Origin of the sequence: Streptomyces sp. NBC_01707, assembly GCF_041438805.1 — a bacterium.
In the GTDB taxonomy this organism is placed as follows: domain Bacteria; phylum Actinomycetota; class Actinomycetes; order Streptomycetales; family Streptomycetaceae; genus Streptomyces.
Genome location: NZ_CP109190.1, coordinates 5055237 through 5071638, shown reverse-complemented (window position 1 = coordinate 5071638; position 16402 = coordinate 5055237). Strand labels below are relative to the sequence as shown.

Sequence of the window (16402 nt, the reverse complement as noted above, 5' to 3'; positions counted from 1 at the left end):
CGGACGGCGGCGCCGCGCCCACGGCGGTGAGCCATTCGAGTTGCCGGGCGGCGCAACCGGGTGTGCCCTTGAGTGAACAGGGGGCCACGGAAGGAGTTCTCGGCCATGGCCACACACGCTTCGATGCCACGCCGCGCCGCGCGGGCGCACACCAAGCATCCCAGCACACTCAGCTGGGCCATGCCCGTCACGCTGGGCGTGATCCTGGGCTGGTGGGCGACGTCCATCGTGCGCGGCGGCGGTGTGCTCACCGGCACGCAGCTCGCGCTCGGTCTGATCTCCGGTGCCGTGCTGGCGGCGCTCTGCTACGGACTCGGCCGGGTGCAGAAGCGACTGCCGGTGGAGGCCAAGGCCATCGCGTACGGCACGCTGTTCGGCGGTTCGGTCGGCTTCCTCTACAGCCTGTCCGCCAAGACGAGCGTGCTCGCGGCCATCGTCCTGGGCCTGGTCACCGGCGCCGGGATGCTGGTGTGCGCGTTCTACGCGTTCTACGTGACAAAGGACTGAGCCCTTCGCTTCTCCGTCATCCTTGACCTTCTCCGCGGGGGAAGCCCCAGCATCGGTGGGGCCGGGCGGACCGCCCGGTACGAGGAGGTCTGTGGTGGAACGCGAGGTGCGTGCGAAGGGCACGGCGGCGCTCGTGACGATCGGGGAGTTCGCCCGGTCGTCACGGCTGTCCGCGAAGGCCCTGCGCCGCTACGACGAGCTGGGACTGCTCCGGCCCGCCCTGGTCGATCCGGTGAACGGCTACCGGTACTACGACGGGACGCAGGTGGGGACGGCCAGGCTGGTGGCCTGGCTGCGCCGGATCGGGATGCCGCTGGCCGGGATCAAGGAGGTGGTCGCGCTCGATGCGGGCGCGGCGGCCGCGGCGATCCGGGCGTACTGGGCGCAGGTGGAGGCCGAGACGGCGGCCCGGCGGGACCTGGCGGCCTTCCTCGTCGACCATCTGGCAGCGGAGGAAGTCGAAATGTCGCAGGTCATGGACCGGGGAAGCTTGGGGACGCTCGGAATCCGGTACGCGGCGCAGTCCGACCAGGGTGCGGTGCGCGCTACCAACCAGGACGCGGCGTTCGCCGGGGCCCGGCTGCTCGCGGTCGCCGACGGGTTCGGGGAACGCGGCGCGGGGGCGAGCACGGCGGCGATCGATGCGCTGAAGCCGGTTGCGCGGAGTGCGGTGCCGGCCGCGGAGCTTCTGAACGCCCTGGAGGATGCGGCGGACCAGGCCGCACGGGCGGTACGGGACGCGGTCGCGGGGAGCGGTGCGCCGGACGAATCGGGGACGACGCTGACCGCGATGGTGTGGACCGGTTCGCAGCTGGGCCTGGTGCACATCGGGGACTCGCGGGCGTATCTGCTGCGAGGCGGTGAACTGTTCCGGATCACGCACGACCACAGCCTGGTCCAGTCGATGATCGACGACGGTTCGCTCACCGAGGAGGAGGCGGCCTCGCACCCGCAGCGCGCGCTGCTGCTCAAGGCGCTGGGGGGCGGGTCCGGTCAGGACGGTCCGGCGCGAGCCGACGTACAGCTGCGGGAGGCCAGGCCCGGAGACCGCTATCTGCTCTGTTCGGACGGCCTGTCGGCGGTGGTCGACGGTACGGAACTGTCCGGGGCGCTGAGCGCGGCGGACGGCCCCGACACAGCCGTACGGGAACTGGTCGCCCTGGCGCACGCGGCAGGTGGCCCGGACAACGTGGCCTGCGTCGTCGCGGACGTGGTGGCGCTGTAGATGCGGACGGGCCCCGCGCACCGGTGCGCGAGGCCCGTCCGTCCACCGGATCGCTCAGGTCTCTCAGTCGCGGACGACCGTCACCGGGCACGGCGCGTGCTGGGTGACATGGAGGCTTACCGAGCCGAGCAGGGTCGCCTTGAACCCGCTGTACCCGCGCGCCCCGACGACCAGCAGGTTCGCGCCCTTCGCCCGGTCCAGCAGGGCTTCGGCCGGGTTGCCGATCACCACGATCTTGCTGACCGCGGCCGCGCCCTCCGCGCCGAGGGCCTCCTCCAGTGCCTCGGTGAGCGACACGATCGCCACGGCCTGCGGATCGAAGTCCTCCGGCATGCCCGGCATCATGGACGCCCAGCTGGTCGCGGGGTACTCCCAGCTGTTGACCGCCTCCACCGAGTCACCGGTCAGCTCGGCCTGGCGTACGGCCCAGTGCAGCGCCTTGATCGACGACTCGGAGCCGTCCACGCCCACCACGATCCTGCCCATCTCTGCCTCCAGCTCGGTTCAGCACGCATCTGCCGACACACCAGCGCATTTTTGCGGATAACTGTAATCAAACCGGACGTTGGCTCGGCTGTCGGTCCGACCGCCGTCATTCGGGCGTCCGGGTGCCCGTGTGCCCCGGTGTTCAGTCCAGCCGCAGATCGGCGAGCTGCTGCTCGAACGGCACCACCTCGTCGTCGAGCCCAGGAGCCCTCGAGGCGCCGGAGGCCGCCCGGCCGCCGGAGACCATGCGCGCGAGCTCGCCGCCCGCGCGCCGGATCCGGGACGGCAGCCCCTCGGTGTACTCGTCGCCGGACGAGCCCCAGTCCTCCGACGCCGCGTACACGGAGGTCGGTACGACGGTGGCCCGCAGGTATGTGAAGAGCGGCCGCATCGCGTGTTCCAGGACGAGCGAGTGCCGGGCGGTGCCGCCGGTCGCCGCGATCAGGACGGGCTTGCCGGTCAGTGCCGTGTGGTCGATCAGGTCGAAGAACGACTTGAACAGACCGCTGTACGAGGCCGTGAAGACCGGGGACACGGCTATCAGCCCGTCCGCCGCCGCCACCGCGTCGATCGCCTCGTCCAGCGCCTGCGGCGGGAAGCCCGTCACCAGGTGGTTCGCGATGTCGACGGCCAGATCACGCAACTCGATCACCCGGATCTCGACCGGCCTGTCCTGATCGGTGGCCAGCCGCTCCCGGGCGGCCGCCGCCAGCCGGTCGGCCAGTAGTCGGGTCGACGACGGCTGGCTCAGCCCGGCGGAGACGGCGACGATCTTCAGAGCCTCGGTCTGCATGGGGTCAGATCTCCTTGGTGCGGGCGGCGACGGCGGGGTGGACCGGTGCGGAGTCCGGCACTCCGGCCGGCCGGAGGTTGGCGAACTCCTTGCGCAGTACCGGGACGACCTCCTCGCCGAGGATGTCGAGCTGCTCCAGGACCGTCTTCAGCGGGAGGCCCGCGTGGTCCATCAGGAACAGCTGGCGCTGGTAGTCGCCCACGGCGTCACGGAACGACAGGGTCCGCTCGATGACCTCCTGCGGGGAGCCGACGGTGAGCGGTGTCTGCTGCGAGAAGTCCTCCAGGGACGGGCCGTGTCCGTAGACCGGCGCGTTGTCGAAGTACGGGCGGAACTCCCGCACCGCGTCCTGCGAGTTCTTCCGCATGAACACCTGGCCGCCGAGGCCCACGATGGCCTGCTCGGCGGTGCCGTGCCCGTAGTGCGCGTACCGCTGGCGGTAGAGGTTCACCATCTTCTTGGTGTGCTCGATGGGCCAGAAGATGTTGTTGTGGAAGAAGCCGTCGCCGTAGTACGCGGCCTGCTCGGCGATCTCCGGGGAGCGGATCGAGCCGTGCCAGACGAACGGCGGGACACCGTCCAGCGGGCGCGGGGTCGCGGTGAACGACTGCAGCGGTGTGCGGAACTTGCCCGCCCAGTCGACGACGTCCTCACGCCACAGCTTGTGCAGCAGCGCGTAGTTCTCGACGGCGAGCGGGATGCCCTGGCGGATGTCCTTGCCGAACCACGGGTACACCGGGCCGGTGTTGCCGCGACCCATCATCAGGTCGACACGGCCGTCCGCGAGGTGCTGGAGCGTCGCGTAGTCCTCGGCGATCTTCACCGGATCGTTGGTGGTGATGAGGGTGGTGGACGTGGAAAGGATCAGGTTCTCGGTGCGGGCGGCGATGTAGCCGAGCGTGGTCGTCGGCGAGGACGGGACGAACGGCGGGTTGTGGTGCTCGCCGGTCGCGAAGACGTCCAGCCCCACCTCCTCGGCCTTCAGCGCGATCGCGAGGGTCGCCTTGATCCGCTCGTGCTCGGTCGGTGTCCTACCGGTCGTGGGGTCGGTGGTGACGTCTCCGACGGTGAAGATCCCGAACTGCATGGCGCCCGCCTCCGTGGTGTGAGTAGTAATGGTTGAACCTTAAACCAATTCTTTCACGGGCTACAACGGGGCACCGGTCCTCGCTATTCCGGCGCCCGGGACAGACGCCGGCGGTACGTACCCTGGACCAGGACTTCCCGGTGTGCGCCGGGCACGCGGGAGTGGGGAGAGGCAGGGCCGGTGAGCGAGAGCGAGCGCTGGAAGGAGAGGGGCGTCGCGCTGCGCGTCTTCGTGTACGTCTTCGCCACGCATCTCTTCGCGGGCTTCGTCTACTTGTTGTTCTACGTCGGCGAGCACGCCCACAAGTGAGCGGACGGGTGCGACGCGAACGGCGCCGGGGGCCTTCGCGGCGCTGCGCGAATGCCCCGCCCGATCCGGCCGGCCCGCGTTAGAATCGGGCCCATGACCTCCGTACCGTGCCGAAACTGGTGGCGCTCCACTTAGGAGCGGCCGCCTCATCAGCACGGAACCAGGGCCGTTCGACATGGACGGCCCTATTTCTCTGCCCTCGTACGGGTACGGATGCCGATCCCGGCGGGCCGTCCTCCACGCAACCAGCACCCGCGAGGAGAGACCCATGACCACCGTCGCCGCACCTGCCACCACCGTCACCCCCGCCCGGCGTCGCAGCGCCGAGCTGGAGCAGCGGATTCAGCAGGATCCCGGTCGATTCCGCGTGATGACCGGGGACCGGCCCACCGGGGCGCTGCACCTGGGGCACTACTTCGGGACCCTGCACAATCGCGTCCGGCTCCAGGATCTCGGTGTGGACGTCTTCGTGATCATCGCCGACTACCAGGTGCTCACCGACCGGGATGTCGCCGAGCGGCTCGGCGAGCACATGGAGGGGATGCTGCTGGACTATCTGGCCATCGGCATCGACCCCGCCCGCACCACGATCTTCAACCACAGCGCCGTGCCCGCGCTCAACCAGCTGATGCTGCCGTTCCTCAGCCTCGTCTCCGTCGCCGAGCTGAGCCGCAATCCCACGGTCAAGGACGAGATCGCGCACTCCCGGCAGTCCGCCGTCAGCGGGCTGATGTTCACGTATCCCGTGCATCAGGCCGCCGACATCCTGTTCTGCAAGGGCAACCTGGTCCCCGTCGGGCAGGACCAGCTGCCGCACCTCGAAGTGACCAGAAGTGTCGCCCGCCGCTTCAACGAGCGGTACGGTCCGGTCTTCCCGGAACCCGACGCCCTGCTCTCCGCCGCACCCCTGCTGCTCGGCACCGACGGCACGAAGATGAGCAAGAGCCGGGCCAACTCCATCGCGCTCGGCGCCACCGCCGACGAGACGGCCCGGCTGATCCGCGGCGCGAGGACGGACGCCGACCGGCACATCACGTACGCACCGCAGACCCGGCCCGAGGTGTCGGGGCTCGTGCTGCTCGCCGCGCTCTGCCTCGACCGTGACCCGCACGAGGTCGCGGAGGAGATCGGTGACGGCGGCGGCGCAGCGCTCAAGCGGACCGTGACGGACGCCGTCAACGAGCGGCTGGCACCGGTGCGGGCGCGGCGGGCGGAGTACGCGCAGGACATGGCGTACGTACGGTCGGTGCTGCGGGACGGCAACGAGCGGGCCGACGCGGTGGCCGAGGCGACGCTGGCGCAGGTACGACAGGTGATGGGAGGAGTGCTGTAGTACCCCCGGTCGGCAGATCAGGCTGGTTCGGCCGTCGGCCAGGCACTCCTCGCCGCCAGGTCCAGGATCAGCGCCGCGATGTTCCAGGCGTCGTCCGCGCCGCTGTGGTGCCGGCCTTCCAGCGGGAGACCCGCGACCTGCAGGGCCTGGGCCATGCCGGGGCGTTTGCGCAGGCCGTGGGCCGCGGTGAAGGGGATCTTGGCGTTGGTGTGACGGCGGCCGAACGGGTACGGAGTTCCGGTGGCCCGGCACTGGCGGGTGAACTGGTTGCGGTCGTAGTCGCCCCAGCTGGCCCAGGCACGCTGCCCTGACCGGTGCTCGGACGCCAGAAGCCGGCAGGCGTCGGCGAAGGACAGGCCCGTGTCCACCTCGGCCTGGGTCAGGCCGGTCAGCTCGGTGCAGAAGGCACTGACGGCGGACCGGACCGGGCGCACCAGGATCCGGTGGCGGGCGACCCGCTCGGCGGCGTTCAGGTCGACGACGGTCAGCCCGATCTCGATGATCTCGCCGACCGCGCCGGACGGCGGCTGTCCGTCCCAGCAGGTCGCCTCGATGTCTATGACGTTCAGAAGTGCCGGGTCCCGCAGCGCGTCCATGGGGGTGAGGGTAGGGACCGGGGGTGTGGAGGGCACGCGGTTTTCGCGGTGCGTCAGGTGCCCACCGCCATGCCGATCAGCGGATCCACCCGCGCGCGGTGTGCTCCGTCGCAGCGCTGGTGTGTGACCATGACCAAGATTCTAGCAGCGCTAGACATTTGAACAGTGCTAGGTCTACCATCGGTCGAAATTCTAGCGTTGCTAGAAAAGCTCGAACTCGCCTGCTCCGTGACTTTGTTGGGGAAATGATGACGAAGCGTCACTTCACTACCGCGCTTGCCCTGATCACCGGCGCCGCCGTGCTCTTCTTCGGACTCAACTTCCTGCTGAACCCCGAGGGCGCGCCCGACGGCTTCGGCATCGAGCCCTGGCCGCAGGGGAACGCCGCGGGCTACTTCGCCGTCAAGGGTGTACGTGATCTCGCTGTCGCGGCGACGGTGTTCCTGCTGCTCGCGCGAGGACAGCGCCGGACCCTGGGCTGGGTGGTGCTCATCGACGCGATCCTCCCGCTCGGTGACGCGCTCGCGGTCCTCACCCACGGGGGCTCGCTCACCACGGCGCTCGGCGTGCACGTCTCGGCGGCGTCGCTCGTCCTGCTGACTGCCGTGATGCTGCTCACCGAGCGCTCCACGGCAGGCTCCGTCGAGGGCCCCGCGGAGAGCTCCTCGCTCCGGGTGGGTGCGGTCCCGGACCCGTCCGACGCCTGACGCCCTAGCGGTGCGTCAACGAGCGCCGTCTGCGCAGCAGTTCCGCAAGTCCGCGGCGGGTAGCGGCGATCACCACGCGGTCCTCGGCGCGGAGTACGTAACCGGGGTGCAGATCCCAGATCAGGCCCGACGGCCGGTCCGAGGACGTGGGACCGGCCGTTGTCCGGTCCGGGTGGCGGTCCTCCGGCGGCGTGGCGTCCAGTGCCAGTACCCGCCAGGCCCCCGCCCGGAACGCCTGCTCGACCGTCCGTCCCTCCAGCTGCGGGTGGCCCGCCACCTGGATCGCCGCGAAGAGCATCACCTTCCGCTCGACCGGAATCGCGCCCAGGATCTGCCGCCCCATCATCGCGACGGCGAAGGACGGGGCAGCCAGGTGGGAGACGGACCGGGAGCGGGTCAGGGCCTGTGGGTGGGCGGTGCGCAAGGTGCGGTAGACGGCGGTGGCGAACTCGTCGTCGAAGAGGCGCAGGGCCACCTGCAGGTCCGGTTTGACCGAGCGGGCGTAGAGGGTGGCCTCCAGGTTGGTGGTGTCGGAGCTGGTCAGCGCGAGCAGGGCGCGGGAGCGCTGGATCTTCGCCGCTTCCAGGACGCCCTCCTGGGTGACGTCCCCGAGGACGACCGGTACCTGCAGCCGCCGGGCGACGGGGATGCCGCGCGCGGCCGGGTCGTCCTCCACGCACACCACAGGAATGTTGAGCTCGCGGAGCCGGACCAGCACCCTGGTACCGATCTTGCCGAGTCCGAGCAGCACCACATGGCCGGAGAGCCCGCGCGGCGGCCGGCGCAGCGCCGATGCCGTACGCAGGGAACCGAAGGCTTCGAGGACTCCCGCCACCAGCAGCGGCAGCAGCATCAGCCCGGCGACGCCGGAGAGCAGCTGGATGACCTGCCGGGCGGCCGAGTCCTCGATCGCCGGGTCGCCCATCGCGAACAGGTCGAGCAGCGTCAAGTACGCGGCGTGCAGCGGAGGTTCGCCTGTCGTGAGCGTGGAGGCGACGGCGAGGCCCAGCACCGCCGCCGCGACGCCCAGCACGGACCTGCGCAGCCGGCGCGAGAAGATCTGGCTCAGGGGTGCGCTCCTGCCGCCCATTCGTGGGGCCGGCCCGTCCGGTACGGCCTCCCGGATGGCCTCCAGGACCACCGTGCCCCGACCGGTCGCGGCGGCCACCGACTGCTGATCGGGCAGGAGTTGGGGGCCATCGGCGCCGCTGCTGTCGGAACCCTCGGCGCCCGCAGGGTCATGGGTGGTGGAGGAGAGCAGGGCGAGCGTGCACAGGCCGGGGTCGGCAACCTCGCCCTGCCGGGGCGGGGTGCGTTCGACGGCCCGCAGGAGCAGGCCCTCCGCCTGGACGACCTTGCTGGAGCCGGTCAGCGCCGTCGCGGCGAGTGCGGGCGCGGCGGTGTCGGCGTCGGAGAGGACGGTGGTCGACGTGTCCAGCGCGGTCGGGTCGAGTCCCGGTACGGCGACGGCGGCGGCCTGGTCGAGGAGGGTCTCCAGATATTGGCCGAGCTTGCGGTTGTAGAGCCGGATGACCAGCCGGACGCGGGGGTTGAGGCGGCGGGCGGTGAGTGCGGCGCGGATGTTGCGTTCGTCGTCGTCGTAGACGAGCGCCAGTGCGGCGGCCGTGTCGACACCGGCCTCCTCGAACGCCTCGTCGGACGGCTCCGAGGCCTCGAGGATGCGGACCGCCTCCACGCCGGCGCCGGTGTCGCCGCCGGAGCCGCCGTCGGCTCCTCCGGTGCCGCCGTTGCCCAGGTTGCGGTTCATCGCCGCCGACATCCGGCCGAACAGCGTGGCCGCGCGCCCGCGTTGGGTCAGCGGCAGCTCCGGGCGGCGCGGGTCGCGCCCCGGTGGGAGCAGCAGCGTCACCCGCTCCCCGTAGACGTAACGCAGCTCCACCGCCAGCCGCTGGGCGAGTGCGTCGTCGCCGCAGACGACCATGTGGCCGCTGAACGGGGAGCGTTGAGGCTGTTGGGGAAGTGTCGACACGGAACCCAGCATGCCTTGCCCGCCTCCGGTGTTCGACTCATTCGGACCGGTCGGTGATCTTCGCGCCGGTGAGCGGCCCGTCGGATCGGCGGATCGCCGACTCGACTGCCGCGATCCGGTCCGCGAGCAGACCGAGGGCCGCGACCGCCCGGGTCATGGGACCGCTGTCCGGGCCGCCCAGTGCCTGGGTGCGTACGTACGAGGCGGTGATCGCCGCCCACCGGTCGGTCTGTTCGGTGGTCAGCGTCCCCCGCAGGGCCGCCAGTTTCAGCAGGTTGGACTCGGCCCCGGTGGTGAGCGTCCGGGCCTCGCCCGCGTAGTGGTCGTCGATGACCGCGGCGAGCTCCGCGTCGTTCATCACGGGCACGATCCGTTCGGCGATCTTGTTCATGTCGCGGTACGAGCCCTGCAGCCGGAACGGGGGTTCGGTGCGCGTCGCGTCGGTCTGTGCGGCCGAGGCGATGTATGCGGCGTTCACCGCGAGGACGGTGGAGCGGGCGGTCAGCAGGTGACGCAGGACCGAGACGATCCGGTCCAGCTCGGCGGGTGGGTACGGGTGGTCGAGACGGTCGGTGTGCGCGATCGGGGAAGGGGCCGCGACGGAGGCCAGGCGCACGAGCAGTGCGAGATCTTCCCGGGAGCGGCCGGCGAGGGGTGCAAGCACCGGGTTGGCGGTCAGCGCGTTCTCGACGAAGCTGAGCGCGAAGACGTCCTCGCGGCCGCTCAGTACCTCGCCCAGATTCCACACGTCGGCCCGGTTCGCCAGCATGTCCGGGATCCGGAACCGCTCTCCGGACTCGGTGTACGGATTGCCCGTCATGCACACCGCGAACCGCTTGCCCCGCAGGTCGTAGCTGCGCGGCTCGCCGTCCCGTACCCCCTCGACGCGGCGGGTGGCGTCGCAGAGGGGGATGAACTTCTGGAGCAGTTCGGGCGAGGTGTGCTGAATGTCGTCGAGGTGCAGGAGCGTGTTGTTGCCCGCCTCCAGCGCAAAGTTGATCTTCTCGATCTCGTGCCGGGCGGTCGCGCTGCGTGCCTGTGCCGGGTCGAGCGAGGTCACTTCGCGGCCCAGCGAGGGGCCGCTGACCTTGACGAGAACCAGACCGAGCCGGTCGGCCACGTATTCCATGAGGGTCGTCTTGCCGTAGCCGGGTGGCGAGACGAGCAGCAGGAGGCCCTGTGAGTCGGTGCGCCGGTCGGCATCGGCCGTGCCGAGCTGCTTGGCGAGGCTGTCGCCGATCATCGGCAGGTAGACCTCGTCGATGAGCTGGTTGCGGACGAATGTGGACATCACCCGGGGCCGGTGGTCGTCGAGCCGCAGCCGGGTCCGTTCGGCGCCGACGAGGGTGGTGCGCTGCCGCTGGTAGGCGCGGAATCCGGGGACGGTGGTCGTGCGGAACTCCGCAGTGCGTGCGAGGAGTTCGTCCAGGCGCACGGTCAGCCGGCCCCGGTCGATGCGGGGGTGGATGCCGAGCAGGCCGTCCACGGTCGCGGCGATCGGCGCCTCGCGGTCGTATCGCTCGGTCCCCGGCTCCGGGCAGAGCTCCACGGCGACCGCCTCGGCGAGGTCACTGCTCGTGATGTCCGTGCCACCGGCGCGGGCGTACGAGGTCAGCCAGCCCTCGACGAGCTGGCGGCGTGCGGGGAGGTCGTCCCGGAGGGCGGACAGGTCCTCGTCGTATGCCGAAGTTCCGGTCGTGCGGCGGAACTTGTCCAGGAAGGTGCGGACGGCAGCGCTCGTCACGAACCCGGCGGGGCCGGAAGTCAGCTCCTCGAAGAGGTATGCGGCGGCGGCGTGCGCGTCGTCCGTCCCGATCCTGGCCGCCCACTCCTCCTGGAGCGCGGTGATCGCGGGCGCCGGGCCGAACGTCTCGCGGGCCCGGGCCAGGGAGACGGCCCGGCGCGTCCAGGAGGTGCGCAGGCCGTCGTCCGCCTCCCATGTCCAGAAGAGCTGAGCCGCCGCGCGCACCGCCGGCGGGACACGCAGCAGACCTGCTCCGGCGTGCAGTCGCAGCAGGGTGGCCAGGATGGCGGTGGCGTCCTCGTCATGGACACCGCGCTGATATCCCTCGTCGTACGCGGAGGCCGCCGACTCCCGGACCAGCACGGCAAGTTCGGCCGGTGCGAGGGCCGCCAGCGCTTCCGCGCCGTGCTCGTCCAGGAGGCTGGCGGCGAGGTGCTCGGCGCGGTAGACCGACGGGGACTCCGACGGCAGCTGCTGCTGCCAGTACGGGCGGGCCGCGTCGAACGCCGGGTCGGTGACGGGAGCCCGGTAGTCGGTTCCGGTGACGGCGAACGCGAGCCGGTCCCCGGAGGGCACGAGCGTCAGGTCGAACGGCTGGGTGTTCACCGCGAACCGGTGCCGGCCGAGCCGGATCGTCGATCCGCCGTCCGCGTACAGCTCGCTGCGGTCGCGCAGCGCCCGCCCCGCCTCCTGGCGGGCCGCCTTCAGTCGTCCGTCGAGTTCCTCGGCCCGCACCGGGTCGCCGAGCCCGCGCAGCTCGTCCGCCGTGCGGCGGACCTTGGCGACCATCGGGTCGGAGGCGAAGTACGTGTGGACCGCGTCCAGGTCGGGGAGGGCGGACAGGCGCCGGGAGACCGTCTCGAGGACCCGGGCCGCCGACTGGGCCAGTCGTTCCGCGCGACGTGCGCGGGCGTCCTGCAGTGTCTGCTTGCGGGCCGAGAACGCCTCGTACACCTCTGTCCGCCGCTCGGACAGCTGGGCGAGGAAGTCGTCGAACTCGGCGAACCGGGACTCCAGGTTCTCCAACTGGAGCAGAAGTCGGGCCAGTTGTTCGTCGCATGCGTCGGGGGAGTCCGCGGCGGCCAGCGCGCCGGTGACCGTCTGGCCGAGCAGGGCGAACTCGGCGGCGAACTCCGCCCGCCCCTCGTGGTCGAGGAGCTCCCGGCGGCGGGCGTCGAGCGTGGCGCGGGCCCGGTTCGCACCGCCGAGGACCTCGGCGATCCGCTCCAGGATCGATGTACGGACGGCTCCGTCGCCGATCTCCAGCCCGGTCACGACATCCGTGACCGTCGCCAGCCCGTCCGTCATCTCCGTCAGCCGGTCGCCGAGCGCGGCGGCGTCGACGACGGTGGTGAGCGCGGCGGCATCGGCCGTGAGCTGCTCGATGTCCTGGTGGTAGCCGGTGAACGCGTCGGCCCGGTTCAGGAACGCGACCGCCCGCTGGGCGGCCGAGCCGATGTCGGCGGCGGTGGTGGCGGTGAGCGCGGCGATCCGGTCGGTGTCCGCGTACCGCATCTCGGCGAGCGTCCCCAGGCGGCCGTGCGCACGACGCAGTTCGGTGAGCTGGGAGACCCAGGCGGCGGCCGAGCGCGGGGCCTCGCCGCGGATGCGGCGGACGAGCGCGGTGATCCGGTCCGCCGACTCCGCGAGCGCGTCGGCGGCCTGCCGGGTCAGCTCCTGCACCGTCTCGAACTCGGTGAGGACCTGCTGCGCGGTGTCCCGGAGATCGGTCAACGGGGCCGCGAGAAAATCGAGTTCGTGGTCGGCCAGCCAGTGGTAGCGGTCGGTGGCGCGGGTGCAGTCGGCGACCAGCCGTCCGTACACGGCGGCGGTCGGTGAGGTCTCGGCGGCACTGTGCGCGAGGGCGAGACAGTCGGAGATGCCGCGGACCAGATCGGCGTTGCCGATCCGGGCGAGCGGACCCGTCCCGGCCGGGCGGGAGGCGGCGTAGGTGTCGGAGACGTACGGGGTCCGCCAGCGCTGCACCGCGTGCACACGGGCGGGCTCGGCCGACGCCGTGTCCTTGAGCAGGACGAGCGTGCCGTCGTCGAGCAGGGCGTGACCGCGGCCGAGCAGCGGGGCGGCGACTTCCTGGCGGATCAGGTTGTAGGGCAGAAGAAGGCCGCGGCCGCCGTCCCGGGAACGGAAGAGGTAGAGGACGTCCTCGCCGTTGGGGGACCGGACGGCCCCCTCGAAGACCGGGTCGGCGAGGGGCTCGGCGAGGTCGAAGGTCTTCGCGGTGCCGGTGGTGAGATAGGTGCCACCGGGGAAGATGATCCCCTGGTCCTCGGGGAGCCGGTGGCAGGCCGGACCGATGGCGTCGAGGCGCTGCACGGTGGAGAGCAGGCTGTTGAAGACCAGGTGGCGCCAGGCGTCCTCGTTGTACGGGCGGATGCGCAGCAGGATCAGCGGTCCGACCTCGGCGTACTCGACGTCGGCGTCGGCGAGGGACTGAAGCGGTTCGGTGACCGGCTCCTCGTAGATGCCGTCGGGTGTGTCGGTGTCGTCGACCGTCTTCACGGTCAGGGTGCCGCCGAGTGTGTCGACGAAGAGGGCGCCGCTGTCCCCGATCGCGATGTGCGGGTGACGGCCGGGGATGTGCGACTCGCGGCCCGCCGGTGTCCAGGTGAAGTCGTGCGACGGCGGGAAGACGTGGTCGCGGTCGCCGCGCGCGTCGAGGAACGGTCCGGGGGAGCCGTCCGGGGCGAGCGCCCAGCGCAGGACACGGATGTCGTCGGCGGTGTCGCCGGTACGGAACACGGCGAGCAGCCGGCCGTCGACACGGCGCAGGCGGAGCAGGCGGGCGTTCCGGTAGTAGCGGTGCAGGGCGGTGAATTCGCGTACGAACGCCTCGTCGACGAGGAGCGTGTCGCCGCTGCCGGACAGGTCCGGTCCGTACGGCGCGAGTACGTCGGCGACGGTGGCCTCGCCGCGCGCGCCCGGCCCGCGCTCGAAGCCGAACAGCAACTGTCCGCCCACGGCGACCAGATCGCGCGGCAGCGACGGGTGCTCCGTCCGGATCTGCTCGGTGGCCAGCAACCGTAGCTCTGTCGAACCGAACGCCTCGGTACGGCGGGCGTTGAGGGCTTCGGCTCGGCGGGCGAGTTCGGCGGCGTGCGCGGCGAGGCGACGCCGCAGCACGTCGTAGGTGCCCGCGTCCACGGTGAGAGCGGGGTCGGTGTCCATGCGTACGGCTCCCTGCGGGTGTGGGTTGCGGATTGCGCGGCCTCCGGCCGCACGCCGTCCTCGATCGCCGCAGGCCGAGCCTGTCCGGCGATCGAGGACGGAACCGCGGCCCGGTCGGGCCTGAAGTGCGTGGTGGGCGGGCACGGGGCGGTCGACCCGGGCCCGTCCGGCGTTCTGGGACGGACCGGCGACGGGACGGGCCCGCCCGGCGTTCTGGGACGGACCGGCCGCCGGACGGGCCCGCCCCGCTACGCCACCGGCGCCCCGTTGCGCGCCGCCACCCCGTCATGTGCCTCCGCCGGCACCCCGACCCGCACATCCGCCAGCCCGAGCCTGCGTGCCGACTCCAGCAGCTGCCGGACCTGTCCGGCATCCGCTCCCACTCCCGGCGCGGCCATCATCCGCGTCAGCAGCGCCGACACCGTGAGGTTCTGCACATCGCCCGTGGACACCGACCCGAGCACCCGGGTCAGGTCTTCCGTGAACGACGACGACCCGTTCAGCCACGGCCCGGCGAGGGCCTTCGCCGTGTCCGAGTTCTCCATGAACCCGTCCACGCTCCTGCCGAGCGAGATCGACGAGACCAGCCGGTCGAAGAAGACCGACTCCCCGCCGACGATGTCGATGTCCGCGTTCTCCAGACCGGCGGCCACGATCGTCGCCTGCGCCTCCGCGACCTGCCGCTGCACATCGAGGCCGGCCAGCCGGATCTCCTTCTCGGCGGCGAGCCGCAGCCGGTACTCCTCGTGTCCGCGCGACGCGTCGTCCAGCGCGGCCATGGCCGCAGCCTTCTCCGTGAGCCCGGCCGCTTCGGCCTTCAACTTCTCGCCGATCATCGCCGCGTCCGCGGTCGCCTGCGCCTGGGTGCCCTCGGCGGTCGCCAGGGCCTTCAGCCGTGCGCCCTCCGCCTCGGCCCTGAGCCGGGCGGACGTGGCCTCCGCCTCGGCGAGACCGGTCTTCTCGATGACGTCGGCCGCAGCCTCCCGCACCTGCACCTCGGCCAGACCGGGCGCCGCGGACTCCGCCTGGACGCCTTCGGCGAGTCGCAGCTTGGCCCGGGCGTCGAGATCCGCGCCCTTGAGCCGGGCCTCGGCGAGCGTCAGCTGCTCCGCCGCCCGGTGGGTGGCCGCCACCTCGGCCGCCTCCGCCGCCTTGATGTCCTTGACCAGCTTCTCCTGGGCCTCGGCCTCGGCGGCGATGATCACCGATTTGCGGGTACGCTCCGACTCCTCGACGGCCCGCAGGGTCTTGATCGACTCTTCCTGCTCGGCGACCGTACGGTCCACGGCGATCCGCTCCCGGATCACATCGGCGACCTCGCGGCGCTCCGCCTCGACCTCCTTCGTCGCGGCGATTCGATTCAGCTCGGTCTGCCGTTCGCGCCCGATGACCTCGATCAGCCGGTCCTTCTCGATGCGCTCGTTCTCGACCGCGATGACCCGTTCACGGTTCTTCTGTGCGACGGCGATCTCCCGCGCCTGGTTCTCGCGCTGGATGCCGAGCTGTTCCTCGGTACGGATGAACGCCGTCTGCGCGCCCAGCCGTTCCTCCTCCTGGACCCGGGCGGTGGCCGACTCCTCGCGGGCCCGCAGGGTCTCGACCTCGCGCCGCTGCTTGATCTCGGCCTCGGCCTGTCGGCGCTCCAGCTCCAGAATGGTCTCGCGGGCGTCGACGTTCTGCCGGGTGATCTCCTTCTGCTCGGTGCGCTGGAACTCGTTGGTGCGTACGTGCTCGATCGTCGTCAGTTCGGTGATCTTGCGGATGCCCTGTGCGTCGAGGATGTTGGCGCTGTCGAGCTGCGCCATCGGCGTCTGTTCCAGGTGGTCGATCGCCGCGTCGTCGAGGTGGTAACCGTTCAGGTCGGTCCCGATGACCCGGATGATGCGGTCCCGGAACTCTTCGCGCTTGGTGTAGAGATCGACGAAGTCCAGCTGCTTGCCGACTGTCTTGAGGGCCTCGGCGAACTTCGCGGCGAAGAAGTCCTGGATGGCGATCTTGTCGCTGGCCCGCTCGGTACCGATGGCCTGGGCCACCTTGATGACGTCCTCGACGGTCTTGTTGACCCGTACGAAGAAGTTGATGTGGATGTCGGCGCGGATGTTGTCCTGGCAGATCAGGCCCTCGCGGCCGGTGCGCCGGATCTCGATCGTCTTCACCGAGATGTCCATGTACTCGGCCTTGTGCAGCACCGGCAGGACGACGGCGCCGGTGAAGGTCACGTCGACCTTCTTGGTCTTGGAGATGATCAGGGCCTTGCCCTGTTCGACCTTGCGGAAGAGCCGGCTGACGACGAGGAGCAGAGCGATCGTGATGAGCAGGACCACGGCGATGAGCACACCGAAGCCCAGGGAGATGGCATCCATGACAGTCCTTGGCGGCTGGTGAGGAAGGCGAGGTGGGTGAGAGGAGACGGAGCGCCGGGGCGGCGGCGGGCAGCCG

Annotated in this window: 12 protein-coding genes; 5 read left to right on the top strand and 7 right to left on the bottom strand. The window is 71.1% G+C overall.

Features of this window, described 5'->3' with window-relative positions; genetic code table 11:
• Positions 1-105: 105 nt before the first annotated feature.
• Positions 106-507, top strand: a complete 402-nt coding sequence (locus OG963_RS22795; protein WP_093773712.1) for a hypothetical protein — start codon at positions 106-108, stop codon at positions 505-507.
• 94 nt (positions 508-601) lie between these two features.
• On the top strand, positions 602-1732 hold the full coding sequence (locus OG963_RS22790) for a MerR family transcriptional regulator (protein ID WP_093773710.1): 1131 nt from the start codon (positions 602-604) through the stop codon (positions 1730-1732).
• A gap of 63 nt (positions 1733-1795) precedes the next feature.
• Here OG963_RS22790 and OG963_RS22785 read toward each other — a convergent pair whose 3' ends face one another.
• The 3 genes from OG963_RS22785 to OG963_RS22775 all read right to left on the bottom strand — a co-directional run bounded on the left by OG963_RS22785 (position 1796) and on the right by OG963_RS22775 (position 4098).
• The gene (locus OG963_RS22785; RefSeq protein ID WP_030931386.1) at positions 1796-2218 is read right to left on the bottom strand and encodes a universal stress protein; all 423 of its coding nucleotides are present in this window, start codon (positions 2216-2218) and stop codon (positions 1796-1798) included.
• A gap of 142 nt (positions 2219-2360) precedes the next feature.
• Positions 2361-3011: an FMN reductase gene (locus OG963_RS22780; protein ID WP_093773708.1), complete on the bottom strand. Its 651-nt coding sequence runs from the start codon at positions 3009-3011 to the stop codon at positions 2361-2363.
• 4 nt (positions 3012-3015) lie between these two features.
• Positions 3016-4098, bottom strand: a complete 1083-nt coding sequence (locus OG963_RS22775) for an LLM class flavin-dependent oxidoreductase (protein WP_093773706.1) — start codon at positions 4096-4098, stop codon at positions 3016-3018.
• Between the two features lie 180 nt (positions 4099-4278).
• Between OG963_RS22775 and OG963_RS22770 the strand changes: the two genes are divergently transcribed.
• Positions 4279-4407 carry a DUF6126 family protein gene (locus OG963_RS22770; protein ID WP_234322255.1) on the top strand — a complete coding sequence of 43 codons (129 nt, stop codon included), beginning with the start codon at positions 4279-4281 and terminating at the stop codon, positions 4405-4407.
• 268 nt (positions 4408-4675) lie between these two features.
• Positions 4676-5740 (top strand): tryptophan--tRNA ligase, encoded by a 1065-nt coding sequence (trpS, locus tag OG963_RS22765; protein ID WP_093773704.1) that lies wholly within the window; start codon positions 4676-4678, stop codon positions 5738-5740.
• Between the two features lie 17 nt (positions 5741-5757).
• On the opposite strand, the gene OG963_RS22760 is transcribed toward trpS, so the two are convergent.
• A complete protein-coding gene (locus OG963_RS22760) occupies positions 5758-6336 on the bottom strand; it encodes a 3'-5' exonuclease (RefSeq protein ID WP_093931168.1) in 579 nt (192 codons plus the stop codon).
• Between the two features lie 245 nt (positions 6337-6581).
• Here OG963_RS22760 and OG963_RS22755 point away from each other — a divergent pair, with 245 nt between their 5' ends.
• Positions 6582-7043 (top strand): DUF4267 domain-containing protein, encoded by a 462-nt coding sequence (locus tag OG963_RS22755; RefSeq protein WP_218160204.1) that lies wholly within the window; start codon positions 6582-6584, stop codon positions 7041-7043.
• Between the two features lie 4 nt (positions 7044-7047).
• Here the strand turns inward: OG963_RS22755 and OG963_RS22750 are convergent, their stop codons facing one another.
• The 3 genes from OG963_RS22750 to OG963_RS22740 form a co-directional block, all read right to left on the bottom strand.
• Complete coding sequence (locus OG963_RS22750; protein WP_093931169.1) at positions 7048-9045, bottom strand: NAD(P)-binding protein; 1998 nt, start codon at positions 9043-9045, stop codon at positions 7048-7050.
• Between the two features lie 25 nt (positions 9046-9070).
• Positions 9071-13963 carry a DNA repair ATPase gene (locus OG963_RS22745; protein ID WP_371799389.1) on the bottom strand — a complete coding sequence of 1631 codons (4893 nt, stop codon included), beginning with the start codon at positions 13961-13963 and terminating at the stop codon, positions 9071-9073.
• A gap of 248 nt (positions 13964-14211) precedes the next feature.
• Positions 14212-16326 carry a hypothetical protein gene (locus OG963_RS22740; RefSeq protein ID WP_093773694.1) on the bottom strand — a complete coding sequence of 705 codons (2115 nt, stop codon included), beginning with the start codon at positions 16324-16326 and terminating at the stop codon, positions 14212-14214.
• Positions 16327-16402: the final 76 nt, after the last annotated feature.

What these genes read in the sequence shown, in the direction of transcription:
- OG963_RS22795 (WP_093773712.1), top strand. Translation starts at nt 106, where the DNA reads ATGGCCACACACGCTTCGATGCCACGCCGCGCCGCGCGGGCGCACACC.
- OG963_RS22785 (WP_030931386.1), bottom strand. Translation starts at nt 2,218, where the DNA reads ATGGGCAGGATCGTGGTGGGCGTGGACGGCTCCGAGTCGTCGATCAAG.
- OG963_RS22780 (WP_093773708.1), bottom strand. Translation starts at nt 3,011, where the DNA reads ATGCAGACCGAGGCTCTGAAGATCGTCGCCGTCTCCGCCGGGCTGAGC.
- OG963_RS22775 (WP_093773706.1), bottom strand. Translation starts at nt 4,098, where the DNA reads ATGCAGTTCGGGATCTTCACCGTCGGAGACGTCACCACCGACCCCACG.
- trpS (WP_093773704.1), top strand. Translation starts at nt 4,676, where the DNA reads ATGACCACCGTCGCCGCACCTGCCACCACCGTCACCCCCGCCCGGCGT.
- OG963_RS22760 (WP_093931168.1), bottom strand. Translation starts at nt 6,336, where the DNA reads ATGGACGCGCTGCGGGACCCGGCACTTCTGAACGTCATAGACATCGAG.
- OG963_RS22755 (WP_218160204.1), top strand. Translation starts at nt 6,582, where the DNA reads ATGATGACGAAGCGTCACTTCACTACCGCGCTTGCCCTGATCACCGGC.
- OG963_RS22750 (WP_093931169.1), bottom strand. Translation starts at nt 9,045, where the DNA reads ATGCTGGGTTCCGTGTCGACACTTCCCCAACAGCCTCAACGCTCCCCG.
- OG963_RS22745 (WP_371799389.1), bottom strand. Translation starts at nt 13,963, where the DNA reads ATGGACACCGACCCCGCTCTCACCGTGGACGCGGGCACCTACGACGTG.
- OG963_RS22740 (WP_093773694.1), bottom strand. Translation starts at nt 16,326, where the DNA reads ATGGATGCCATCTCCCTGGGCTTCGGTGTGCTCATCGCCGTGGTCCTG.